Source organism: Edaphobacter modestus, assembly GCF_004217555.1.
GTDB classification, from domain to species: domain Bacteria; phylum Acidobacteriota; class Terriglobia; order Terriglobales; family Acidobacteriaceae; genus Edaphobacter; species Edaphobacter modestus.
Map to the genome: position 1 here is coordinate 459,938 of NZ_SHKW01000002.1, position 24,180 is coordinate 484,117.

The window sequence follows — 24,180 nt, forward strand, 5'->3', positions numbered from 1 at the left end:
GGCCGTGGCCACGATCGTCTCTGCGTGGATTGACCGGTTCCAGCAGGATCTCGAACCCACGCCCGGTCGCTGGAGTAGTTCGCTGCGCATCGTGCTCGCTTCGGTGATCGCGCTGCTTCTGCTGATGACACTGCGCATGCCCTTCCTCGGGCTAAGCATGTACTTCGTGTTCCTTGTCGGGCGTGATTCTCCTGCCGTCTCCTTCCGATCGGGCTTATTGTCGCTTCTTGCGCTGGCCGCGTCGGTCGCGGTAGCGCTGGGAGTGGTTATCGCTACGGATAACGATCCGATGGCGCGAGTGCTCAGCATCGCGATTGTCACGTTTGTGGCGGGGATGTTCATGTTGTCGAGCACGCTGCCGGCGCTTGGCTCGACGTTCGGCTTCGTTTACTGCACACTCATCGCAATGTGGGAAACGAGTTACCCGGCCGGTACGCTGGTCAAGCAGATGCTCTATCTGCTGGGATCCATCTCGATTTCTATTGGCTCTGTGGTTGCAGTGGAATATATCTTCGCGAGCCGGCATCCTGCTGAGGACCTCCAGCGGGAGCGCATCACGCGCTACTGCGCACTGGAGGAGATGTTCCGTCTGTATGCCGAGGGAGCGGACTCGGCCCGGATCCGCCAGGCGGTGGCTCGCGTTTCGCGTCTGGCCGCGATAGGACAGAGCGGTATGCAGCGACTCTACAACACCCTTGTCGAACGCAACCTGGACATAGGCTCGCTTCCGATCGGCACGAGAGTGCGCATTACCATGCTGGCGCAGCTGATGGATCTCTCGGCCGCATTTGGGTGGCAGCATGCGTCGGTCTCCGATCCGGATCTCCGGCAGCGCTGTGCGCATATTGCTGAGTTCTGCCGCTGTATGAGCACCGGTACCGTTCCGCCGGACCGCCGGCAGGAACTGCTGACGGAGCGTCGCGTCGCGGCCTATCCCTCGCTGTTCGAGCGGGTCGAGGGCATGATGCACTCCATCCTCGATATGCCTGTCGAGGGAGGCGCCGGCACGGAGAAGACGCTGGTGGCGCTTCCTTCAGTGAAGATTCCACTTCTGGTTCCCGGAGCCATCCGTCAGCCCCAGACTATTGCCTATGCCTTGAAGATCAGCCTCTGCGCAACGGTCTGCTACATCATCTATTGGGCGATCGCGTGGCCGGGCATCTCGACTGCGGTTACGACCGTCATGATCACCGGGCTCAGCACGAGCGCAGCCACGAAACAAAAGCTCATCTTCCGTGTCGTCGGATCGATCATCGGGGGCCTGATTCTCGGGATTAGCGCGACGGCCTTCCTTCTTCCGCACATGGACTCGATCACGTCGCTGGTTGTCCTGGTCGTTGCGGTTGCTCTTCTTTCTGCGTGGGTGAGTGGAGGGACGCATTTCAACTACATTGGCCTACAGATGGCCTTCTCGTTTTACCTGGTGGTCTTTGAGGGCTTCTCTGCTCCCACGGAACTCGCGCCTGCCCGCGACCGTCTCATGGGTATCCTGCTCGCGCTTGTCGTGATGGCGTTCGTCTTCGACCAGCTATGGCCCGTGCGCACGGTGACCGGAATGCGCGCTTCGCTCGCGATCATTCTTCGGGGCGTTGCCCAATTTCTCCGCCTTCCCCAGACCGCCCAGACCGGTGACGAGCTTATTCGTAAAGCAGACAGCATTCGCGATCAGATAGGAAAGACGATGGCTGGGATTCGGACGATGAACACGGTCATCGTGTACGAGTTCGGCGTCGACCGGCGTCTGCACCAACATACGGGCGAGACGATCCTTCGCGCCGCGCTGACGGTGGTCGCCTTGTTCTGGAATCAGTTCGCGGTTCTGCACAGCGAGGCAGACCGGGACTTTCTGACGGAGCCCGCGCTTCAGCGATTGCGTACTCTGCTGGCGGATGGCATGGAAACCATGGCGCAAGCAGTGATCCAAAGGACGGACTTCGCCGCGGCTCGCGCAGAGGAGTTGATCGATCCATCGCTGCTCACCCATCCGCGTTACGGTGAATACGTTCAGCACTCGATCGCCCGCTTCGATGAGCTTCAGAGTATCGTCGCTCAGCTCAGGACGCAGCCTTAGCTCCTGGCTTGAGGCAAGGCGCTTCCAGCAAAGGCAGTGCTCCATGAGTGTCGCTTTTCCTTTACTAGTAGAAAGCCGCCTTTTTTGCTGCCAATCACACCCATAACTAGTAGACATCCTGATCCGTAAATAGTAGAAAAAGGGCCCATTCTAGTAGAAATCCACAGCATCGATCAGGTCGGGGCTCCAGCCGGCGGCACGGTCTTTGAAGGCCTGGTGGTCCTCGGAGTAGTGGAGGGATTTCATAGCCTTCCAAAATGTCCTTCCCCTGCCGCAATGGGATATTAGGGTGTGGCTGGCCTGGGTGGCAATTATCAGGCTGGCGAACACGGCGAGGATGGAACGGCGAACAGCCAGAGGTCCGCAGGACAGCCAGTTGTTGGCATTCACGGGAGTGTTGAAGCCCGTCGGGACGCGAAATTCCGTTGTCTGCGGTGTGTGAAGGACACGATGTTGGGCGCCGGCCGCAGGCTGCATCAATGCCTAAGTTGCATCCTCGACGAACAAAAGCAGGCTTTGGCTAGCAAGTAGCCGATCTCCCAAGTTGACGATTCGATTGGCTGCCAGAGCGGCGCACAGTAGACACTCAAGGCGGGCAACGGCGAAGAGAGTTGATGGACAAATAACCTAAAGCTTGATCGTCCCGTTGAAATGGGCGGTAAAGGGGAGGGCAGCAATCCGGAACAACTGTTCGCCGCTGAATGCAGCTTGTTTCATTGGAGCCTTGAGGGTTGTCGCGGGAAACCGCCACATCCGAATTTCGGAGGATGTAGCAATTGACTCGGCCGGTTCCTTTGGCCCTTTGAAGGAACAAGCGGAAGGATTCTGCATTGCCGTGGCTATGACAATCCATCTACCCGGCAACGAAAGAGCCACTGCAGAGGAACTGGTGCATCGCGCCCATCAAGTATGCACGTATTCAATGCAACCCGGGGCGATATCGACGTATTACTGACTGTTGCCAAGAAGCAGTGGCGCATGAGTCTATCCTTGGCTGGCTCTCGACCCTTTGAGCAACAGACTGAACGTGGCTCCGAATCGCGGATTATTTGCAGCCCAGAGCTCCCCGTCATGGGCTTCGACGATGGAGCGTGAGATGGCGAGTCCGATGCCCATTCCGTTCTCTTTGGTCGATACGAATGCGTCGAATATCCTGTCAGCTCTATCATCCGGCAGGCCGTGGCCGTTGTCGATAAACTCTGTCAGTACTCGGCCGCCTTCGGCGTTCCGAATTCGAATACGCAGGAGCGGCTGTCGGTCAATGTCCTGCATCGCGTCGATCGCGTTGGTAACCAGATTGATGATGATTTGCTGAATTTGATATCGATCCACGAGAACCTCGAGGACCGGGTCTTCGAATTCGTACTCGATCGGCGTAGACCTCCGGCTGGCATCCTCCTTCAAGAGCCCAATTACCTCCCCAAGAAGCTCCACCATATTGAATGAAGCTTTAACCGTGGGCTGTTGTTTGTATAGTGAGCGGATGTTGCGTATCGCCGCATCTGCCGCGCGGCTATCCCGGACGACACGTTCGATCGAGGTGATGGCGTTCTCAATGTGCGGTGTCGCCGCATTCAGCCATCGGAAGCAGGCCTGCGCGTTCGAGAGCAATGAAGACAATGGCTGGTTCAATTCATGTGCGATCGATGCAGATATCTCTACCACAATCGAAGCTCGTGACGTCCGGGAGAGATTCGCCCGCAGCTCCCGCAGCCTATCCTCCGCAACTTTACGGTCGTGGATGTCGAGGGTGACACCAAACCATCGGACTATGTTTCCATGGTTGTCGCGCGATGGTTCTGCGCGACTCAGGAACCAGTGACAGGTGCCATCCTGTATCTGAAGCCGATACGCAGCGCCGTAAGAGTTTCCAGTCGCCAGCGCCTTAGCGATTTCTTGCGAGACCAGCTCGCGATCCTCGGGGTGCAGGTACTCTATCCACTTTCCGTTTTGTACATCCTCTAGCGATGCTCCGGTAAGCTCACGTCCAGCCTTGTTCACGAAAGCAGCATTGCCGTCGGGTGACATAGACCAAATAATCGTGGGCACAGTGTCCATGAACCTCTGCATCTCCTGCTCCGACTGCTGTAGCGCCATCTCCGCCGCTTTTAAGGGCGTTGTGTCCAGCATGATCCCATGAAACGCGATCCTGTTCCCAGCTTCGTCCCGAATTACGCCCGCGGAAGTGTGAAACCATCGATACTGTCCGTCAGCACACATGAAGCGGCTAACGATGTCGTACCCCTCGCCCGCGGCAAGCAGCTCATTCCATACCGCCACCATTTCGACTACATCATCGGGGTGGATGAGATCTATCCAACCCTTTTCCTGTATCTCCTCAATAGTACGGCCGCTGTATTCGATAGCCTTCTTATTGATATAGGTGATTTGCCCATTCAGATCGGCTTTCCACAGAATCGCCGGCAGGGTCTCAGTGAGGAGATTCAGTTGATGCTCCCGCTCCCTGAGCAACTCTCTTGAGCGGTAGAGATCGTCGATGTTGCTGTTCAAGGCGTACCAGCGGTATACGTTGCCATTTTCGTTGAAGTATGGTTCCGCGCGGGTATGAAACCAGCGACATGTCCCGTCCCTCCCGCGAAGGCGATAAATGATTTCAATTGGTTTCTGATTCGGCGATCTGATGTACTCTGCGACCACCGCATACCGGTCGTCTGGATGGATGCAGTCCAGAAAGGTCCCGTCCCAAAGATCAGTTATCACAGCACCGACGTAATCGGACAGGCGCTTGTTGGTGTACGAAACGCCTTCCTCTGTCCGTATAGAAATCATCGCCGGCACACGGTCCAGAATCTCCCGGGCCTCACGCTCGCTCGCCTGCAGTGCCTCCTGAGCCCTGAATTGCTCGTCAACGTCCACCCCGAGCAGGTACCAGCAGGCGTCGTCGCTTTCCTCATGGGAGGAGGGTTCGGCTCTGAGGTGCTGCCATCTATACGTGCCATCGTGGACGCGAAATCGCCACGTCACATCCAAATGAACTTGCGTTCGAATGCAGTCATACCACTTCGCCCTCGCTTCCTCGAGGAATGCAGGCTCCACGCTCTCAAGCCACCCCTCTCCCAGAAGCTCCTCCAGAGAGCGGCCAAGCGCAGCAACAAACCTTTTGTTGGCGTATAAGGCTTTGCCATCTGCATCCGCAACCAGGATGCAGCCAGGGACGGTATCCGCGACTCGGCGGAAGTCCAAACACTGTTTGTCGCCATCAAGTCGCGAACTATTTGAAACCTTGCCGACCGACTTTGTCAGGCCTTCCACAATGTTCTCCGAGCGATTTGGATGTTTGTCTTAAACCTTCGGTTCAATAATCTTCCTGGTCTCTATCCAGTCCACGAGAAGTCTTCTTTGTGCGAAATACCAGACACCATCGATCTTCGCGAACCTGTCAAGATAGCGGAGGGAAGCGATCATGAGATTACGCTCACTTCCATGTACTGATACATGATGCGCTAGACAATAGCTGACACCAGTCGCTTCAGTCCCATCCAATACGATCGTGCTCTGGCCGTTGAAGTGAGTTGTGGCCTGGTATTGGTTCAGGTTATCGAAGACAGGTGCGAGTGCATCGCGGCCTTGGAATTCCTGGGATGGAGCATTGCTTGTGGCATCCATGTACACAACGAAACGCGTGTCTTCCGTGAATAGAGCCATTTGGCCTTTTGCGTCTCTGCGGTCGGCGCAATGGGCATACGCGTCCACTAACTCTCTGAGCGCCAGGCGATCTGCAGCTTCCTCAGGGGAAATGCTTCTATGGATTGCCATTCAATGAGGATAAAGAAGGCAAGACTGGAATGAAGCGTTCCCTCTATACATATTTATGTAGTTGACTTGGGCTGTAACTCGTCCTCATTGCACCTCATTAGACATCTCATCTGCTTTGGTATCGAGCGCGAAGTGTCCTGTTCACGGTGGCGTCGGCTGATGCACTGACTAACGTAAAACAGATCCTTTGCCTCCTAACAGAAACATGTAATGGGCACGAGCATCTCTTGCCGCTACGATCCAGTCATGCGCCCCTACTTGAATCATCTCGCAGAAAGGTGAATCCTGATGCAAAAGAATCGAGACCGCACAGAGGAATCGGGAGGAACGTCCTCGATACCGAGAGCCGTCTCCTCGTGACGCAGGATGACCGTGGTCAGCACGCGATCAATCTCCCCGAAATACTCCGCACCGGAGCAATACTCGGCGTCTCTTCCGCTTATTATCCGCAGCAATACCGCAACTGGACAGAGACCGGGCAACGATGGCTCCTCAATGCAACCTTCGATGGAGGAGTGATGGCGGTCCGCGAGTTCTGGCCGGAATTCAGTCACACGGTGTTTGGAATACGTCGTTAGAGAGCGTGGACTCTCTTTGGTACCCGGTGCCTGATCGGACCCTTGACTCATGAGAACTTTGAATCGGCATCTTCTATCTTTCCTCTTGCTGGGAGCAGGAACAATCGTGCCCGGCGCAAGGTCGCAGGACAATGGGGCAGTGGGCGTCAGCCCTGCCGTTCAAGTAAAGCCCTCGAACGGACACCCCGCTACAATCACGAGCATTCAGCCGAGGGGCGGTGCCGATCCAGGCAATTTTCCGGCCCTAACTCCAATCGGCAGACCAAGCATAGGACTTGTGCTCGAAGGCGGCGGCGCGCTTGGGCTGGCACACATCGGTGTGCTTCGTTGGTTGGAGGAGAATCATATTCCCGTCGATCGGCTTGCAGGCACCAGCATGGGCGCCTTTGTCGGAGCACTCTACGCATCAGGAAAATCGGTCGACGAGATACAAACGATGGCGATGGGCAATGCGGATGTTTTTATGTTGCAGGCTCCGTATAACGACGTCAGTTTTCGAAGGCGAGAAGACCGCAAAGATCTGCCGCAAGCGATTACGTTGGACCTGAATGGCGGTATTGGCCTCCGTAACTCTGTCTTGTTGGACACAGGTCTCAATGAACTGTTGCGAGAGCAGTTCAATGCCTACAACAATGAAAACGTCTCTTTCGATCAGCTGCCGATTCCTTTTCGCTGCGTCGCGACGGACCTCAACGCTCTCGCTCCCGTCGTATTCAGCAAAGGATCCGTGGCCCAGGCTGTCCGTGCTTCGATCTCGATCCCGGGAATCTTCCCTCCGGTGCAGTACAACGACCATTATCTGGTGGACGGCGCCATCGTAGATAACCTGCCTACTGATATAGCCAAGACAGACCTGAACTCTGAAGTGGTGATTGCAGTTCACTTGGCGACTTCGGATTTCGTGGAGAGCGATGTTCATTCGATTCTCGGCATTTTTTCACGCGCTTATGGAGCTGGCACGGCACGCGCGGAGAACAGCGGCAAACTCCTCGCCAATATCCTGATCGTCGCGGAGACTCAAAAATTTGAACCTACAGACTATGACAAGGCGCGACAGTTGATCGAGATAGGCTACAGCGGCGCTGAGCACCGCAGGTCCGACTTGATTCGCTACCGGGTCAGCGACGAGGCTTGGAATGCCTACCTGACCACCCGCAAGGCTCGAGTTCGCAAGTCACCAGGGACGCTACAAATCGTCAAGGTGGAGGGCGGGACACCGGCGGCCGACGACGCCGCTCGCCGCGATCTCGCGCCTCTTCAAGGAAAGCCCATTGACGCCAAAGCGGTATCCGAATCGCTCAGGCGAGTCGAAGGCAATGGAGGATATACAGCGTCCTTTCAAACGCTCTCCGCGCTGGCGCCTCAAGCCCCGGATGCAACTGCTGGACAGAGCCCGGATGACGGTGTGGTGGTTCATCTTCGCGAAGCCGACGGCGGACATGCCATTCTCATGGCAGGCGCCGACATCACGGCCGCTACTTCGAACGTCACGCGGATGTCCCTCGACTTCCGCATCATCAACCGCGATTTCGGCAGATTTGGGTCCGAGCTGCGAACAGACGTTCGCGTCGGATTCCTCACCCAGTTCGCAACCGAATACTATCGTCAGCTTGGATCCACCTCGTTCTTCCTTCAGCCGCATGTTGGGATCATCCGCGAGCCGGTATACCTTTGGGCCAATCAGAAGCGAATCTCCGAACGCCTGGAACAGCAAGCAGGCGGAGGGCTAGACTTCGGGAAAACCTTCAGCCGGAATATGCAGGTTGCCGCTCAATGGAGGATGCAGGACATCCGTTGGACGCGTACAACCGGGCTGGACCAGAGTACAAATTTCTCCGGGCCAGTCGAAACGACGGCGCTTCACCTGACCTATGACACCGCGGTTGAGGGGGCCGTTTCGCCACATGGACTGCGCGTGGATTTCTCAGGTGGCTACCTCTTGCACACCTCTGTTGTCCGCTCCACACCTTTCGTGGAAATGAAAACATCGCAGACATTTACCTATCGCCAGAAAAATCTCTTTGGTATTGGCACGGAGGTAAACTCGTACTTCCACAAGGACGTACCTGATCCCCTTCGCTTCACGCTTGGCGGCCCGCTGCGTCTCTCCGCCTCCTCGATTGATGAATATCGAGGTACGGATGTATATCTCGCAAGGGCGGGTTATCTGCGGCGAATCGCCGTACTACCTCCCGGCTTTGGACAAGGCGTTTATGCGACCGTCGCCTACGAAGTTGGAGATGCATGGTCGCCCCAGACCCGCACTACGTTTCGACAGGATGGCGTGGCCGGAGTTGTGGCCGCCACCCCGTTTGGAGTTATTACGGTCGCCGGCGCTGTTGGCGACGCTGGCAGGAGAAAGATCTTCTTCAGCCTCGGACGGCTATTCTAGAGCCCGGGGAGCCGGGGACCGCACTTACAAGAATATGAGAGGGGGCATGTGTTCTGGCTAGAACTTCGCTTCCTGCTCTTCTTTAAAGGCGAGCTGTTTGGAGATCGGCGTCATTGGGCCTGTGGTCAGAGAGGCCATAGGCGAACAACGCTACGTTCGCATCGCGCGTGATAGTGTTGGTCTCCTCTGGGGCATATCCGATGCGTCCGAACAGACCAATTCCTCTGAGCGATTGGCCACTCCCCAATTTTTCAGCGACCGCTTCAGGGCGATCTTTCACAAAGAGATACTGCGAAAAGTTACCGATCGTAACCCAACTCTTACTCTTATAGTTGATGGGCAAAGCCTGAGCTGAAGGGGTCCCCAGCAGAACTCCGACAGCCTGCGGAACTTCCGACGGCGACACTGCCCAAATGGTGACGTCAAATCGATCTTCGGCTTGTTCGTCCAGTTGGCTTGTGCCCAGGATTGGCCCGGCAAGTTGCCGACCTTGTAGGAAAAGATTGTGATGCCATAGATGTTTACCCGGTCGAAGGCCTTCGTGGCGAAATTATTCGCCTCGCTATTGGGGTCGAACACGCCCGCAGCGGTGGTTAGCCATTCTGAAGGCGTCCCCACCCCAACCCCTGCCCACGAAGTGGTGTTGTAAAAATTGAGGGCCATCGGATTCTTGTTGAAGTTCAGGTTCGCGAAGTCGTACTTGTAGGTGTTGCCGAAAAAGGTTTGGTCGGCGAGGGTGAGCACGTTGACCTTTCCCAAGAGGACGGAGAATTTCGACGTCAGAGACTGAAATAGGAATTACTCCGTCGGGAGGACATCATGGACAAAGAAGGGACCTGGAAAGGCCAGCCCGGTGTACTGAGGCACGGTAGAGCCCACGGTAAAAGTATCCTGCGGTGAAGAGCTTCCATTCCTGGCTTCCAAGGTAATGTGCAATACGCCGCCCGGGCCAGAGTCTGGCGTGCCCGGTATCCACATTGATCGAAAGCTGGGTGTTTTGTATGAAGGCGCCGCCGGTTTTGAGACCACCTGACGCTACATCTTGGTATGCACTCGTTGAGTAAAGATCAAAGAAAAGTCCACGACGAGCCAGATCTGTTCGCAGCCCGCCCCAATCGCCACTCAATTGAGTGCGATAGCGGAAATCTCTCGAGCCCGTTCCTGGCGGGCCAAACACGGGTCCGTTGTTGAAGTACGGTAGGAGGTAGGGTGCCAGATTAGCAATGGGAAGCTTTTTTTGTTGGAACAGGGCCCCAAGAGTCAGCTGAATTCGCGCGGGAAGAAGTAGTTTTTTCTTCGATCGGATCTTTGTCATAAGTTGGGTCGCCGATCTCGTAATGAGCCGAATTCACATCAGGGGTCATTGCATTCTCGGACGTGGCGCGGGGGTGCTGGCCGACGGCGACTGCGCATGACACGTTGTCGAACCAGCGATGATCCCTGCTGACGCGATGCAGAGCGCGATCGTACAGGCGAACCTGCTAGAGGGGGAGGCGACTAGCAGATTGATGCCGCTTGAATTGCTTCTCTCTGAGTGCGCACAGGCCGACCGAACTTGCTTTGAGGTGACGGAACAGCATCGGCCAAGGCAAACAGAAGCGCTAAGAAAAGAGCGAGCAACTATGCTGCGACCAAAGCTTTCGTTCTCCACGCTGCTCTGGGGTAACTCAAATTATATTGCATCCAATTGAATTGGACGCAATCTAAAAAAACAGTTCGTATCTTTTTGAGGTGAAGGACATGCCCACACACAGCAAACAATCCGGCCCCAGATCAAGACGGCGTCTTTTTCTCGGCCTATTTGCATTGCTTGCAATACAATTGACAGCAATTGAAATCAGCGCTCAAACAGCAAAGGAGACACCTGTGAGCCAGCCCGTGCTTGAACCTAAAACCCAGAGCTTCAGCGATGCCGTCTCTTCCCAGGGGGGAAAGCCGCTCTACACCCTCTCCTACAGCGATGCCCGTAAGGTCCTGGAAAATGCACAGTCGGGTGAGGTCGTGAAGGCTCCGGCAGCGATCGAGGACAGGAGTTTTCCAGTCGGTCCCACTGGAGAAGTATCTGTTCGAATCTATCGTCCCGTAGGCGTTAAGGGACCTGTGCCGGTGGTGATGTACTTCCACGGCGGGGGGTGGGTACTAGGCAGCGCCGACACCCATGATCGCCTGGTAAGGGATCTTGTCAGTCAGACAAAGGCGGCGTTCGTTTTCGTCAAGTACACCAATTCGCCCGAGGCGCAGTTTCCTGTTCCGATTGAGCAGGCATATGCGGCAACAAAGTATGTCGCAGAACACGCGAAAGAACTTGGGTTTGACTCCAGCCGGCTCGCAGTGGCAGGGGACAGCGTTGGCGGCAATATGACAGCGGCAGTGACCCTTCTGGCGAAGGAGCACAATGGACCGACGATCGCCTATCAGGTTCTGTTCTATCCGGTTACCGATGCCAACTTCGACAACGGATCGTACACTGAGTTCGCGAATGGACCGTGGTTGACGAAACCAGCAATGGAGTGGTTCTGGAACGCCTATGCGCCAAACAAAGAAGATCGCAAGAAGCCCACGGCATCGCCTTTGCTGGCAACGACCGATCAACTCAAGGGACTTCCTCCTGCGCTGGTCATTACGGATGAGAATGACGTTCTCCGCGATGAAGGCGAAGCCTATGCTCGGAAACTCATTCAGGCAGGTGTGGATGTGACAGCAGTTCGTTATCTGGCAACCTTCCACGACTTTGTCATGCTGAATGGGCTTGCCGATACACCGGCAGCGAAGAGCGCCATTCGATTGGCCTCGGAGAAACTAACCGCTGCTCTCAACCGGTAATCAGTCGGGCAGGTTTCCACTCTATGGGACCTGCCCGCTCGCAAAGATTAGGATGAACTATGGCCAATAGCGAAAACAACGTCGGAAAGCCAACCTTGGAACCGCTTGCCCTTTCGAATTTTTTCTGCTTTGCGCTCTATTCCGCATCTCTGGAGATGACGAAGCTCTACCGCGGACTGCTGAAAGATCTCGGCCTCACCTACCCACAATATCTCGTCATGGTGGTGCTCTGGGAACAGAACGGACTCGCTGTGAAGGAAGTGGGAGAGCTGTTGCATCTGGATTCAGGAACTCTAACCCCATTACTCAAGCGGCTCGAAAAGATGGGACTGATCAAACGAGAGAGGAATTCAGAAGACGAGCGCAAAGTCTTGATTAGCTTGACGCGAACGGGGGATCACCTGCGAAAGAAGGCGCTTGGCATTCCAGGCAAGGTGTCTTGCTCACTTGGAATCAGTAGCAAAAATGCAGATGCCTTGCAGAAAGCCATCTTGAATGCTCGTGATCACATCAGAGCACACCGGAACTCATTCGACCCCGAACCAATCGAGTCATAACAATACTGAAGGGCGGATGGCATCAGTGTGGCGCTTCCAAGCTCCGGGAATTTATTGATCGGCTTGAGTACCCATCTCCCCTTGCGCACCAGTGACTTGCGTCGGAGCATTCCCGATATAACCGAGAGAATGCTGATCCGGCATCTCCATGACCTCGTTCGGGACGGAATCCTCATCCGGCATCAGGAGAACACCCTGCCTCCATGCGTGCGGTATTCGATCTCGAAGTATGGATGGACGCTGGTGCCAGTGCTGGAAACGATCTGCGCCTGGGGCCGTGTTCACCTTCAGCGTCCGAATCGCGCGCTCGCTGAATATCAGGCCTGATTGAATTCGGCGGTTTCCGGATGGTCGAAATTGCGCCGCACTCATTCTCAACGAGCGCATCATCACCAAGTCACTCACCGACAATGGAGCGCGAGCCACATGGCCGTAAAGTCGCCATCTCGTACAGTTGAGAGCCATGAACTACGTCACAAGCACTTCAACGGATAGCCGGTTTTACGGCCACCCAAAACACAGATCGATCTGAATAGATCAATGAGCGCTAAAACCCTGTTGTCGCCAGTTGAGGATTACTTCCAGTTAGCCCATCATCTTCTTAGCGCATAACGTAGCCGCCATCGACCGAAATCGACTGACCCGTAACATAACTTGCCGCCGAGCTGCAGAGCCAAAGGACAGCATCGGCGATCTCTTCCGGCCGCCCCATTCGTCCCATAGGCACGAGGGTTTCTAACATTGCTTTCAACTCCTCTCCCTGACCTTCAGCAATCATCTTGTCGGACATGGGTGTCTGGATCATGCCAGGGCACACGTCGTTGACGCGAATACCACGCGTTGCATATTCGAGAGCAGCGCTTTTCGTGAATCCGATTACTCCATGCTTCGCTGCATGGTATGTCCCGCGTCGGTTGCCACCGATAAGACCTCCAAGCGAAGAGCAGTTGACGATGGCGCCACTACCCTGCTCGCGCATCTGCTGAAGTTCGAACTTCATACAGCTCCAGACACCACGCAGGTTGATCGCCATCACCCGGTCGTAGTCATCGCGAGGAGAGTCAGCCGTCTCGGCGAGGATACCTTGAACGCCGGCATTGTTGTACGCTGCGTCGAGCCGTCCGAATGTCGCGACAGTCTGCTTCACCATTGCCTCTACCTGCGCGTCGTCCGATACGTCACATCGGACGGCCAGTGTCTTGTGACCTTTATCGGCGAGCACCTTGGCCGCGGCTTGTACATCCTTTTCATTCCAGTCCGCTAACACCACCGAAGCCCCTGCCTCAGCAAACGCCTTCGCTGTTGCAAGACCCAATCCGGATGCGGCGCCTGTCACGAGTGCCACTTTGTCTTCAAACGATATGTTCATGATCATCTCCTCATTTTCAAAGGCTTGCTGTTTCTCACTTCGTGAGCCGGTACTGCTCATCCGTAACTTTTCCAAACCAGTTCACCGCTACTCCGCCGAGCTGCTCCTGCAGCGCCATGTGATGGACGGTCTCGATGCCACGAGCACTGCCTATGCGGTTGGCTACGAGAGCGTGAGCCAATTCAGCCGAGAGTACAGCCGATTCTTCGACCAACCGCCCATTCGAGACATCAACGTTTTGAGAGACAGCAACGTCGCTCAGGCCAATGTCGCTGCTAAAGTTGTCTTGGGGCTACCGGCCAAACTCGAGGTAAGTTGCCGAATACCCAGCAAGTTACCGAAATGCTGCACCGGGGTTTTCGGCAACTACGAGACAATGTTCGTTAGTCCGCGGTCAGCGTTTCTAACCTCGATTAGTGAAAATCGCCGATGCCCTCATCGCCTTCAGCTTTAGGACGTCAAAGACGACGGTTTGTGAGGCCCGCTAAATCGCCCCAAGAGCCATGTCAGAAACAAATTGAATGAGACATGACTTTCTCCCTTACCTCCGGTTCGATGGCAACGTATGTTGACTTCAATTGATCCTCTGATCAATCGGCCTGTCATTGCTTTTCAGCATCGAAAAGCGAAGGAGTACAGCCGTCGTCATTTGATACTGTCGGTTACAGGTTTATATTCTTGTAGCAACCTTGCTGCACCGACCTCTGGCCGGTGTTGCCATCGTATTGCCACTAACCACCATGAGTAGTTGAACAGTGCCGAGATATGGGCTCTACTTGATGGATTTATCTTCGAGGACGGTCCAACCTTGGGCCTTGCGCGCGGCCATTTCGCGCCCACCGGAGGGTACCGTACCTACACCAGCGGCAAGCTGGCTATCTTCCATGTGATTCGTCTTCATCGACGCGTGACACGCCACGAAGCTGACGTCCTTTTCCAGCGACTTCGAGACCTCGCTCGTCATTGGGTTGCCTTTGTCGATCAGCTTCAAACCATCGCCCGTCGCCAGAATCTCGACGTAGGTATCGTACGGTTTTGTGCTCGATACCATCAGGTCATTCGCCTTTTTCAGCGCGGCCTGCCAGTTCTCAGGGCTGCTGGTACCAACGTGGATAAGGACCTTTTGCGTTGGCTGGTTCTGCGGAGAGGCTGGAGCCGCGAGTGCGGCGCTCTGGGCGAGCAAACCTGCGGGAACCAGAAGCAACGAACAAAACCTAAACATCCAGTTACGACTTGACATGTAGTTTCCTTTCAGTTGCGACCCTGTTTGCTCAGTTTAGCAGCTACCTCCGGGGCACCGTACTTCTCTCGAACTTCAATGGCGGAAAGACGGCCTATCGATCGTTAGTACACTTCGTTCTCACAAAACGGGGCCTTAGAAATTGCATTTCGCTTCTCCTTGTTTTTGCTTTTGCATGTCGTGGAACGCGGCATGTACATACATGCCGAACGCCTCCTGGCGAAGGCGGGGCGGCAAGGTGCAAGGGGAGCGGGTATCTCCCACCCGAAGCGAAGCGAAGGGCGAGCGTAGCGAAGTGATTTTCGGCACGAAAATTATGGGGAAACCCCTTGCGCCGCGCCAGGGCAGAGCCCTGAGCGTACTTAGCACTTCCGTTACAAAACAGACCGGAGACATGGTTTACAGCGAAGCGCGACGGCTACGAATACTCAGCATTTGGGCACATACGACGATGTTGTATGCCCTGGAAAGAGATTCAAATCATGGATCAACGTCTGCAGTTCTTATCGAGTTATCAGAAGGAAGAGATGTCGGTAGCGGACCTGTGCCGCGCGTACGGGATCTCGCGTCCTACGGCGTACCGTTGGATCAATCGCTACAACGAGACGGGACCAGAAGGACTCGTCGATCGCAGCAGCCGCCCGCACAGCTGCTCGCACGCGACGCTCGAGCCGGTCGAGAACACGATCCTCGTGCTTCGTGCGAAGCATCCGTCCTGGGGCGCTCGGAAGCTCAAGGCAAGGCTGGAGATGCTACAGCCGGACGTGGTGTGGCCTGCAGCGAGTACGTTCGGCAACATCCTCAGCCGTGCTGGCCTAACAAGTCCTCAGAAGAAAAGAAAACGCACCACGCCATGTTCAGAGCCGTTCTCTCGGGTCACCGGCCCGAATCAGCTTTGGTGCATGGACTTCAAGGGTTACTTTGCTACCGGCGACGGTAAACACTGCGATCCGTTCACCATCACCGACGCGCATAGTCGTTACTTGATCCGTTGCCAGATCGTCTCGCGCATGGACCTTAGCCAGGTACGGGCTATTTGTGATGCAGCTATGCGAGAGTACGGGATGCCAGCACGGATCCGATCTTGCGTTGAGCGCTTTGTGCGAGATGCTCAGCGCCTTGAGCGCCACGGCGTGTTTCAGCAGTAAGAATGAAGTTCAAGACCTCAAGGTACAAGTTGATTGCAGTTCGTGAAGCCGGGAAGCCGTCCTAGCTCCTTCAGTCCGCCTCGCTGGCTTCATCGCCGTACCGCTCGGCCAATGTCTGCGTGGCAAAGGTTCCGAGGAGCTTCGGAAACGCTCTCGGATGCTTGAGTCTAGGTGGAAGTTGCTGGCGCTGGTCTCGACAACAGCCCACGGCTTGAAGGCGTCGGCCGAGAGCTTGGCGAGCGAGGTCTCGCAGAGATCGTCGAGGGTGGTGGCCCGATGGACGTATGTGGATGTGCGAGCCGTGGGCATTCCGGTACTGAGCAGAGAAAGCCTTTTGAGAACCGCCGCAGCCGAGATGCCGTCGAGTCCCGGAAGCATTCCACGCTCACTGAGGACACCGCCATCGGTGCCCTCGATAGCGCGGTGGGACAGCGTGCCACTCAGCCGTTCGGAACCGACGTTGAGTGTGCGGTGCATTCTCCGGCTTGATCGCACGCACTGCAAACGTTTCTTGAAGCGCTGCAGGAACTCCGAGAGGAGGATGTTGCCGTCCTCCATGTTGCAGACACCCGCAGGCGGAAGTTCCTTGACTAAAAGCCGTATCCGACTCGCGCGGCGTCATCGCCGCCGCTATGGACCAGCGCGGCTCCCTCCAGAAATCCCTTGCGAAAGGCTGGAGCCGACTGCATCAAGATCCTCCTCTACTACACCCCCTTCGAAAAGACCCCTGTCAACGATCTCAAGCACGCATGGATCGAGCGCATCGGCGATGAGTGCCTCGCTCACGACATCCCGTTCTTCCTCGAGACCGTCGGCTACAACGCTGACGGCGACGACGAAAAGTCCGTCGCCTACGCGAAGAAGAAGCCTGAGGTCGTCTCCGGTTCCATGGCCGAGTTCGGCAAGGAGCGTTACAACGTAGACGTCCTCAAGGTCGAAGTCCCCGTGGAGATGGCCTTCGTCGAAGGCACAAAATCCTTCAAGGGCGAGAAAGCCTACACCCGCGCAGAGGCGCTACAGCACTTCCGAGACGCGGAAACTATGACCCACAAGCCCTTCATCTATCTCTCGGCTGGCGTCTCGAATCCTGTCTTTATCGAAACCCTTGAGCTGGCCGGTGAGTCGGGAACCAAGTTCAACGGCGTTCTCTGTGGCCGCGCCACCTGGAAGGAAGGGATTCCCATCTTCGCCAAGCAGGGGACGAAGGCATTCCGCGACTGGCTGGAAACAACCGGCGTTGAAAACATCAATAACGTCAATCAAGCTCTTAAGGCTGCCAGCCCCTGGTACCTCAAATTCGGCGTCAACAGCCTCGAAGCTCTCGGCTAATCGGACTACACAATAGAATGCGGCGGACTTTTAGGGTCCGCCGCTTCTTTGTTTTTATTTGGACTACGTGCATCGTCTGTAAATTTACTGCTCTCGGTACAACGTCGAAAACTTGTAAAAAAAAGAGCGGGGCCGACGGGATTGCAGCCCCGCTCCTGCGAAAACTTAAACCACCGACTCGCTCACGCGGGAGCGATACCGCAGGTGGAGCTTATCCATATCCACATTCACAACCTGCCCATTGTGTTCGAGGCGCTCAGTCCAGTTCTCAATCACCTCGATGCAGGCGTGATCGATGTAACGAAGATTCGCGCAGTGCACATGCACGGTGGGACTATCCGGCTTCACCTGGTCAAGAGCGTGGGTGATCTTCGGAATCGAAATGAACGTACCGATTCCGGAAAGATGGACATGTGTATCTTTGCCCTCTTCCACCACCTTAGCTTCCAGATGTGTCACCGTATACAGCAGCCGCATCAGCGACAGCCCCACGCCAACCATCACCAGCTGGTTCTGCAGCCTACGATTCACTCTTTCCGTATGGGCTTAATCGCCCGGCTTCCGAAGATCACATCGTCGATCTTATGAGATGTCTCTGTCGTCGCCTTTATGATTCGCTCGCGTAAAGCGTCGGAAGCGATACAAAGAGGTTTTGATCTACGTAGCATGTTCGACAAATCTACCTCACCCTCAACCTGCTGCCTGCAAGCCGCGCATTCTTGTAAATGAGCGATAAATTCTTCAAGGTCTTGACAGCTTAGCTCCTTGTCAACATAGAGCTGAATTTTAATGCTGTACTCATCGCATCCCTTCATTTACATCCCCTCTCGACGCCTCAAATAGTCGGTGGACCTTCCCATAAACGGTCCCAGAGGCTGCCGCGACCTCTCTTATCGGTGGAGTTCCACCAACCCGAAATTTTAACAATCAGCTCGATCATCGGAAATTACATATTCCTGTTATCAGGCTCAATGAAACACAGCTTCCCGATACCAGCTTTATGTAGTTGGCGGTTCTTAAGCAGATGACTACGATCACCTCAAGCGATCGGCCACTCGGCGGAGAACTATGTGCTCGCTCTTGCTGGCATCGATCCCATCGCGTACATCTTTGCGGCGGCTTCTGGATCAGCAGTGCTGGGATTTGCGGGGCCAGAGAATCAATATCGGACTGACCGCGTCAAAAAATCAGATCCGCAAATACAATGAACAACCTGAACGGAAGGATTACTCAATATGTCTACAAGCACATTCGCTCCTGCCTCCACAATCACCTGGAAGATCGACCCTGCGCATTCCCGTGCGGAATTCAAGGTGAAGCACATGATGATTGCGAACGTTAAGGGCAGCTTCAGCGGCCTGACAGGGACTCTGATCGAGGACACTGCCGATCCAAGCCGCAGCCAGGTAGAAGCCATCATCGATATCAGCTCGATCAGCACCGGGGATGAGCAGCGCGATGCGCACCTAAAGAGCGCTGACTTCTTCAATCACGAGCAGCATCCGGTGATGACGTTTAAGTCCACGACGATCGAGAAGAAAGGCGACGAGGAGCATGCAGTAACGGGCGACTTGACGATTCACGGTGTCACTAAGCCGCTGACGTTCATTGTGGAAGGGCCCAGCGCACCAGGCAAGGACCCGTGGGGTAACACTCGCATTGGGCTCTCCGCGACGGCGAAGATCAATCGCAAGGATTTTGGCTTGACCTGGAACGCTGCACTTGAGACCGGCGGGATTCTGGTTGGCGAAGACGTGCAGATCTCCCTGGACGTTCAGTTCATCAAGGCGTAATGCAGCGGTGTCGCGAAGTTGGCGCGCATAGCGAAGGCGCAGTGATGATCACTGCGCCTTCGTCTCGATTTCACTTCTGCCCTGTTTTGACTTCACTCATTAGCTACGGGCCGCAACGAAACCCCGGCACGCATGCGTACAGAGCTTTTCCTGCAGAAGATGCAATTTCCGCATGCAATGGTAAAGGGCACGACTACGCGGTCACCACGCTTGAGATTGGTGACCTCTTTGCCCACTTCTCTACGATTCCCTTAACTCACATCTAGCGTTCGCTGAGCCCCAGAAAGGAGGCCGCCTCCGTCACCGTTTGCCGTCCTACAAGTACCTCACTCAAAACCTCTATACGCTGCAAATCTCTGGTGCTCATTCTTATCAGGCCCATCCCTAGAACATGACATTTCAATACTCTGCTGGGTATGGGCGATCCGGGTACGACGTCAAAAACGACGGTTTATGGAACGTTTGCGAGCCGTCTTTTGACACGAGTTCTGAATCCTTCTAAATCATACCACAACTCACGTCAAAAACAACTAGAATATGACATGATTTGTGATATCTTTTTCTCATGGTTATTGGATACGCTCGCGTCTCGACGGACGACCAGACGAACGCGGCCCAGCTCACGGAGCTGAAGAAGGCCGGTTGCAAAAGGATCTACGAGGAGAAGATCAGCGGCCGGAATGTCGATCGACCTGAGTTGACCCGGTGCCTTGACCGGCTGGATGAGGGAGACACGCTCGTGGTGTGGCGTCTTGACCGTCTGGGAAGATCGTTACCCGACTTGTTGGAGATTGTGAATACTCTTCAGCGGCGCAAGGTCGCTTTCGTCTCGCTGAAAGAGAAGTTCGATACGAGCCATGCCGCAGGTCGCTTGATCTTTCACGTCTTCGCATCGCTGGCCGAGTTTGAAAGGGAACTGATTCGAGAGCGGACTATGGCGGGGCTGGCCGCCGCCAAAGCTCGCGGGCGGCTGGGAGGACGCAAGCCGAAGCTGGCGAAGGACCAGATGAACAAGATCCGCTCATTGTGGGATGGCAATCAGTATTCGAAACACGAACTCGGAGCGATGTTTAATGTGTCGAAGTCCACCATTGATCGCATCGTTAGGCCGGGACCGGTGAAGCTAAAAGTTACTGCGAAAGCGAGGAAGTCGAAAAGAACATCAATCAGGCCGAGGGGAGGGAAGTGATGCGAGTAATTTGTACTGGGGGTGGGTTCGATGTTGAGGGAGAAGTTATCGGCGGTGAAGACTTCGACCCGATCACTGGGACATGGGATCTCGATTCAACTTTCACTGTTCGTTGCGATGATGGGGCATTGTTCCAGGTCCACGGTTGGATGGTTGAGGTTGAGGCAGTTGAATCACGACGAACATTGGTCATGTGAACGATGAAGAAAAAGCCTCTTCAACGTGCAATTTGCTGTCCTTGTGGGTGCGAGAAGATTCTTGCGTTGGGGCTCTGTGCGACCTGCTACACGCTGAAGAGGCAGGACGAGGAGTACTTCGGCGGTCATCGCGAGACCGTTCTAGCGCGAGATGGCCATCTATGCAGAATTCCCGGCTGTACGAGTCTAAAACGTGGCAAGCGGTCATTGGCCGTGCATCACCGCAAACCGGGAAACAATAACCCCGATCTGATGATTACACTCTGTCTGGGGCATCATGCTATGGTGACCCGAACGCAGATGCTGCGTAAGGAATGGCCTGAGCTGCTTCGCATTCTATGGCGTGAGCAGCATCCGAAAGCGCACGAACAAACGATACTGAATTTTGCGGTAAAGCCCGTTGCATTGAAGCTCGTTCCTCTGTTTCCAGACGATCGACAGGTAGCAAACAGAATTGGAGGGACATCCCCGCTCCGTAAATCCGACCCTCCTAATAGGGTGTCAATTGAATCGAAGTAATGCACCCTACTTCATGCGTGCCTTGACGCTGGGTTTAAGATTTTTGACGTTTGGTGTAGTGACCCCAACTTCAATCGACGGAGAGCGGGATCGGCAGCTGCCCCGTCAGTTCATCGGCCTTTCCCGTCACTTCAAGGTAGGAATGAAAAGCTGGGTGGATCTGATATCGCGGCGATATTAACCCAGAATTAGCGACCGTCTTCGCTGCCATCGTTCGTATTTTTTGCGTGTCTTGCTCATCGAAAATATATTCATAGCGATTTGGCGCGACTTCAAAACCTAAAAAGGTCAAATTGCCTAAGATTTCTATTACAGATTCGAGCCGATCAACCGCTAATCCCGTATTTGTCATAGCTTCCAGGACGAGTTCCTTGGTAATCACACTCGGCGACTGTAGGAAGTACATAAGGAGATCCTCGGCCTCGGGAATGACTGCGCTCAGCTCAGGCCAAGAAAGAATTAAACGCGAACCGTGAGTATTCATTTGAAGCCGTGATCAAATCACTCTCTTCAATTACGGTGTGTCGTCTATTAACAGCGGCATGTAGCGCTGCTTTTACAAGATAGATCAGATCGCGGGGTCTCGGGAAAATAGTAGCGATAAGGAAATCCTGCACAGCGATTCCACCGACTGAGGTGCAAAAATATCGCTGCCAGATCCTCTCGTTTTCGCCAGCGATTGCCCCAGACTTAGCGAAGCGTTCTTCGATCACGGACCGAAGCATCTCGGGATCGTTCCACGTCAGCATACGGACAGGCAGCTTGTCTCGCTCTCTAGCGAACTGCAACATAGAGGCGTATATGTCACTCCGCAGAAAAAGAGTGAAGTGAAGCTTGATTGGTTTCAAACCGGAAGCACTTCTTCTGAAATCGTCTGCAACGCGACTACTCACGCCGAGTAGTCCATAGAGAAGTTCGCTCAGAAGAGCGATGTCCGTGTCCTTTGTCCACGCTTTATCAAGGTTATCTACAAGGATGACCACTTGACTTTTGCCAGATAGGACATCGCCAAGCCGATCCCGCAACTCTGAAAGGAGTTCTTGATGAAGCATCTCGCTGATTCGGGCCTTCCGCGCCTGTCCGCCAGCGAAAGCACCGATGTCTCGCAAGCGTTCGACAACTGTTTCGAGCCTCATCGAAAACTCCGGCTTAATAGTCTCTGAGTGCTGGAGTACAAATTCGAGAAGACTTTCTTCAGCGGCGGAGCGTCCGAGGTACGTCGGCTTGCTTCTGATAGCTTCGTCCAAGCTTCTGGCGAGCTCTGTATAGAGTAGAAACTTCCAAAAGCTCTCGACGAGGTAGCCCTTTTCCGATCGGGTGATCTCTTGTCGAAGCATTGTGAGAATACCATCGAGTTCATAGTCGACGGGCCTGACAGTGCAAAAGTGGTTGCGCGGATCAGCGCTCAAATCGGAGGTCAACTTGTACAGAGTGGCGGTCTTTCCCGTGCCTTTGCGCCCAATAATTATGGAATGATTTGAGTGGAGAGCCTCAGTATACGCAGCCGTAGATATGAAATAGTCGGCAATGGACTCAGACTCGTGCTCGGCTAACGGATCTCCGATGGAAATGTCTCGAAGATCTCCGCGGGCGCGCTGTTTCTTCTGGTAGTTCTGCCTGGCCTCGAGGCGCTCCTCGTAACTTGGCAGATATGGTGCGAGCCAAGCATCGTAAATTCCTTCAGCGGCTCTTGCGGTTCGGTGTTTTCGCAACAAATCTTTGTAGTCAAGCGGCGAGGTGTAGGGCTCGTGCGCAAGCATGAGAAGCGGTTTTCCGAGCCCATAGGCGAGACCCGCGACAAGAGCGTGCTTTGCGTTCTGCAGTTGCCATCCAGCGTGATCATTGGAAATGAAGTGTGTAACCACGGCGTAAGAGCTGGTCACTTCCCGCACATACCAAGAAAGCGGCTGTGATTCCTCGTCGATCACGGATTCTATTGGTCCCCCATCCACACGCCGAGAAATCTTTATTACCGCATCCGTATACTCAGCTGGCTTCAGATAGAGAAGGGCATCACGCTTGTTAGGCTCTCCGCTCGCTTCAAGCAATTGATCGATGAGGATTTTGTCGAGACTTTGAAAGGGTCTGTCTGAATAGAACTTGTTGACGATATCATTGCTGTTGCTATACGCGTGATATGCGGTCGTGCTGAGGAGCCCAAACCTGTCGAACTCTGTTTTGGCCTTTTCTATGCTGGGATTCAGTAGCAACCAGACGGGCTTGCGATGTGCGATAGCGTAGCCTAGTTCGAAGAGCACATTCGGGTTTAGGGCGGTCACGTCAGCTATGAATAGGTCATGCCGCTTAATCGCGTCGCAGATCGTGCTGATCATCAGTTGACCAGTGATCGCGAGATCCTTCCATCCGATTATCTGGACGGTCTTACCCGCCCTGATGCGGAGGATAGCTTCTTCTATCGACTCTGCCCGGTCCGGTGGGTGTGCCGGGTATGCGACGAAACAGGACACGTCCTCTGACATGAACAACATGATCTCACGACCTTCTCCGCCATCTAGGTTCTACTGGAGGAGCTACAGGTCCTGTTGGCACCCGATAGAAATGTCAGGATATCTGACTCATTAGAAATGTCAGTATAAACACCCGTAGTCGTCGTGCGGTGGAAATGTGCGGAATCGCCGTTCTTTGGCGATTTCCACATTTCCATCCGCCCAGAACGCGGAAGTTTTCATTCGCTTGTGGGCTTTGCTACCGAGAAGCCGCCATAACATTACCGACGCAGGTAGTAGATGTCCCCCTATTGCAGTTCATCGTTGTTGAAGATTTATTGACATAGTCTGTCTATGCTAGTAATACTTGCTGGCAAAGGTTGTCTATGCCATAACTGCGAAAGGTCACGGTTGAAGCCAAACGAGATTCCACCCGGCACCCTCGATCTCCTCATCCTCAAGACCCTCGCCCGTCATGACGAGATGCACGGCTACGAGGTGGCAGAGTCCATCCTCCATGCATCCGATGACGTCATCAGCGTCGAAGAAGGCTCCCTCTACCCCGCGCTCCAGCGCATGCTTCTCAAAGGCTGGGTCTCCGACGAGTGGGGGGTTACTGCCGGCAATCGCCGCGCTCGCTATTACCGCCTCACCGCCGCCGGCCGCAAACAGCTCACGCAGGAGCTTTCACACTTCGATCGCATCTATGGCGCCATCGCCCGCGTCGTCGAGGTTGGCTGATCGCAATACG

At 54.8% G+C, this 24,180-nt stretch carries 23 protein-coding genes and 2 pseudogenes; 11 read left to right on the forward strand and 14 right to left on the reverse strand.

Annotated elements, in window-relative coordinates:
- Positions 1–4: 4 nt before the first annotated feature.
- On the forward strand, positions 5–2,071 hold the full coding sequence (locus BDD14_RS27775; RefSeq protein ID WP_130424261.1) for an FUSC family protein: 2,067 nt from the start codon (positions 5–7) through the stop codon (positions 2,069–2,071).
- A 150-nt stretch (positions 2,072–2,221) separates the two neighbouring features.
- Here the strand turns inward: BDD14_RS27775 and BDD14_RS27780 are convergent, their stop codons facing one another.
- From BDD14_RS27780 to BDD14_RS27795, 3 genes are all read right to left on the reverse strand, one after another.
- Positions 2,222–2,551 carry a hypothetical protein gene (locus BDD14_RS27780; protein WP_130424263.1) on the reverse strand — a complete coding sequence of 110 codons (330 nt, stop codon included), beginning with the start codon at positions 2,549–2,551 and terminating at the stop codon, positions 2,222–2,224.
- A 504-nt stretch (positions 2,552–3,055) separates the two neighbouring features.
- Positions 3,056–5,344 carry a PAS domain-containing protein gene (locus tag BDD14_RS27790; RefSeq protein WP_130424267.1) on the reverse strand — a complete coding sequence of 763 codons (2,289 nt, stop codon included), beginning with the start codon at positions 5,342–5,344 and terminating at the stop codon, positions 3,056–3,058.
- Between the two features lie 30 nt (positions 5,345–5,374).
- Positions 5,375–5,848 carry a nuclear transport factor 2 family protein gene (locus tag BDD14_RS27795; RefSeq protein ID WP_130424269.1) on the reverse strand — a complete coding sequence of 158 codons (474 nt, stop codon included), beginning with the start codon at positions 5,846–5,848 and terminating at the stop codon, positions 5,375–5,377.
- A gap of 278 nt (positions 5,849–6,126) precedes the next feature.
- Here BDD14_RS27795 and BDD14_RS27800 point away from each other — a divergent pair, with 278 nt between their 5' ends.
- Both BDD14_RS27800 and BDD14_RS27805 read left to right on the forward strand, forming a co-directional pair.
- Positions 6,127–6,426 carry a hypothetical protein gene (locus tag BDD14_RS27800; RefSeq protein WP_165420351.1) on the forward strand — a complete coding sequence of 100 codons (300 nt, stop codon included), beginning with the start codon at positions 6,127–6,129 and terminating at the stop codon, positions 6,424–6,426.
- A gap of 106 nt (positions 6,427–6,532) precedes the next feature.
- Entirely contained in the window at positions 6,533–8,818 is a 2,286-nt protein-coding gene (locus tag BDD14_RS27805; protein WP_165420352.1) for a patatin-like phospholipase family protein, read from the forward strand.
- 82 nt (positions 8,819–8,900) lie between these two features.
- Here the strand turns inward: BDD14_RS27805 and BDD14_RS34825 are convergent, their stop codons facing one another.
- Complete coding sequence (locus tag BDD14_RS34825; protein ID WP_423201821.1) at positions 8,901–9,161, reverse strand: carbohydrate porin; 261 nt, start codon at positions 9,159–9,161, stop codon at positions 8,901–8,903.
- The gene (locus BDD14_RS27810; protein WP_130424275.1) at positions 9,095–9,577 is read right to left on the reverse strand and encodes a hypothetical protein; all 483 of its coding nucleotides are present in this window, start codon (positions 9,575–9,577) and stop codon (positions 9,095–9,097) included. The genes BDD14_RS34825 and BDD14_RS27810 overlap by 67 nt, the downstream gene beginning before the upstream one ends.
- Before the next feature lie 1,107 nt (positions 9,578–10,684).
- On the opposite strand from BDD14_RS27810, the gene BDD14_RS27815 reads away from it, so the two are divergent.
- Genes BDD14_RS27815 through BDD14_RS27825 form a run of 3 tightly spaced genes read left to right on the forward strand, consistent with a single transcriptional unit; the run spans position 10,685 to position 12,525 of the window.
- Entirely contained in the window at positions 10,685–11,641 is a 957-nt protein-coding gene (locus tag BDD14_RS27815; protein WP_207231912.1) for an alpha/beta hydrolase, read from the forward strand.
- 59 nt (positions 11,642–11,700) lie between these two features.
- Positions 11,701–12,198 (forward strand): MarR family winged helix-turn-helix transcriptional regulator, encoded by a 498-nt coding sequence (locus tag BDD14_RS27820; protein ID WP_130424279.1) that lies wholly within the window; start codon positions 11,701–11,703, stop codon positions 12,196–12,198.
- Between the two features lie 27 nt (positions 12,199–12,225).
- Positions 12,226–12,525, forward strand: a complete 300-nt coding sequence (locus BDD14_RS27825; protein WP_278045547.1) for a winged helix-turn-helix transcriptional regulator — start codon at positions 12,226–12,228, stop codon at positions 12,523–12,525.
- A 274-nt stretch (positions 12,526–12,799) separates the two neighbouring features.
- Here the strand turns inward: BDD14_RS27825 and BDD14_RS27830 are convergent, their stop codons facing one another.
- The 3 genes from BDD14_RS27830 to BDD14_RS27840 all read right to left on the reverse strand — a co-directional run bounded on the left by BDD14_RS27830 (position 12,800) and on the right by BDD14_RS27840 (position 14,807).
- Entirely contained in the window at positions 12,800–13,567 is a 768-nt protein-coding gene (locus tag BDD14_RS27830) for an SDR family NAD(P)-dependent oxidoreductase (RefSeq protein WP_130424283.1), read from the reverse strand.
- Between the two features lie 34 nt (positions 13,568–13,601).
- A complete protein-coding gene (locus BDD14_RS33900; RefSeq protein ID WP_165420353.1) occupies positions 13,602–13,781 on the reverse strand; it encodes a hypothetical protein in 180 nt (59 codons plus the stop codon).
- 558 nt (positions 13,782–14,339) lie between these two features.
- On the reverse strand, positions 14,340–14,807 hold the full coding sequence (locus BDD14_RS27840; protein ID WP_130424285.1) for a DsrE family protein: 468 nt from the start codon (positions 14,805–14,807) through the stop codon (positions 14,340–14,342).
- Positions 14,808–15,265: 458 nt separating this feature from the next.
- On the opposite strand from BDD14_RS27840, the pseudogene BDD14_RS27845 reads away from it, so the two are divergent.
- Positions 15,266–15,892 (forward strand): annotated as a pseudogene (locus BDD14_RS27845) (helix-turn-helix domain-containing protein); the annotation flags it as partial.
- Positions 15,893–15,964: 72 nt separating this feature from the next.
- On the opposite strand, the gene BDD14_RS27850 reads toward BDD14_RS27845, so the two are convergent.
- Complete coding sequence (locus tag BDD14_RS27850; protein ID WP_207231915.1) at positions 15,965–16,432, reverse strand: DNA-primase RepB domain-containing protein; 468 nt, start codon at positions 16,430–16,432, stop codon at positions 15,965–15,967.
- A 186-nt stretch (positions 16,433–16,618) separates the two neighbouring features.
- Between BDD14_RS27850 and BDD14_RS27855 the strand changes: the two are divergent.
- Positions 16,619–17,284, forward strand: a pseudogene (locus BDD14_RS27855) (tagatose 1,6-diphosphate aldolase); the annotation flags it as partial.
- A gap of 165 nt (positions 17,285–17,449) precedes the next feature.
- Here BDD14_RS27855 and BDD14_RS27860 read toward each other — a convergent pair.
- Together BDD14_RS27860 and BDD14_RS34830 are read right to left on the reverse strand one after the other, a co-directional pair.
- Positions 17,450–17,815, reverse strand: a complete 366-nt coding sequence (locus BDD14_RS27860; protein WP_130424287.1) for a hypothetical protein — start codon at positions 17,813–17,815, stop codon at positions 17,450–17,452.
- Positions 17,812–18,099, reverse strand: coding sequence for an anti-sigma factor family protein (locus BDD14_RS34830; protein WP_130424289.1), 288 nt, complete (start codon positions 18,097–18,099; stop codon positions 17,812–17,814). The genes BDD14_RS27860 and BDD14_RS34830 overlap by 4 nt, the downstream gene beginning before the upstream one ends.
- Positions 18,100–18,519: 420 nt before the next feature.
- Between BDD14_RS34830 and BDD14_RS27870 the strand changes: the two genes are divergently transcribed.
- Positions 18,520–19,077 (forward strand): YceI family protein, encoded by a 558-nt coding sequence (locus BDD14_RS27870; RefSeq protein WP_130424291.1) that lies wholly within the window; start codon positions 18,520–18,522, stop codon positions 19,075–19,077.
- Positions 19,078–19,169: 92 nt separating this feature from the next.
- Here BDD14_RS27870 and BDD14_RS33450 read toward each other — a convergent pair whose 3' ends face one another.
- Positions 19,170–19,313: an alcohol dehydrogenase catalytic domain-containing protein gene (locus BDD14_RS33450; RefSeq protein WP_278045548.1), complete on the reverse strand. Its 144-nt coding sequence runs from the start codon at positions 19,311–19,313 to the stop codon at positions 19,170–19,172.
- Between the two features lie 329 nt (positions 19,314–19,642).
- Between BDD14_RS33450 and BDD14_RS27880 the strand changes: the two genes are divergently transcribed.
- The gene (locus BDD14_RS27880) at positions 19,643–20,266 is read left to right on the forward strand and encodes a recombinase family protein (protein ID WP_130424293.1); all 624 of its coding nucleotides are present in this window, start codon (positions 19,643–19,645) and stop codon (positions 20,264–20,266) included.
- 786 nt (positions 20,267–21,052) lie between these two features.
- On the opposite strand, the gene BDD14_RS27890 is transcribed toward BDD14_RS27880, so the two are convergent.
- Together BDD14_RS27890 and BDD14_RS27895 are read right to left on the reverse strand one after the other, a co-directional pair.
- Positions 21,053–21,388: a hypothetical protein gene (locus tag BDD14_RS27890; protein WP_130424295.1), complete on the reverse strand. Its 336-nt coding sequence runs from the start codon at positions 21,386–21,388 to the stop codon at positions 21,053–21,055.
- Between the two features lie 37 nt (positions 21,389–21,425).
- Complete coding sequence (locus tag BDD14_RS27895; protein WP_130424297.1) at positions 21,426–23,471, reverse strand: P-loop ATPase, Sll1717 family; 2,046 nt, start codon at positions 23,469–23,471, stop codon at positions 21,426–21,428.
- 369 nt (positions 23,472–23,840) lie between these two features.
- Here BDD14_RS27895 and BDD14_RS27900 point away from each other — a divergent pair, with 369 nt between their 5' ends.
- Positions 23,841–24,170 carry a PadR family transcriptional regulator gene (locus BDD14_RS27900; RefSeq protein ID WP_242618336.1) on the forward strand — a complete coding sequence of 110 codons (330 nt, stop codon included), beginning with the start codon at positions 23,841–23,843 and terminating at the stop codon, positions 24,168–24,170.
- Positions 24,171–24,180 lie beyond the last annotated feature (10 nt).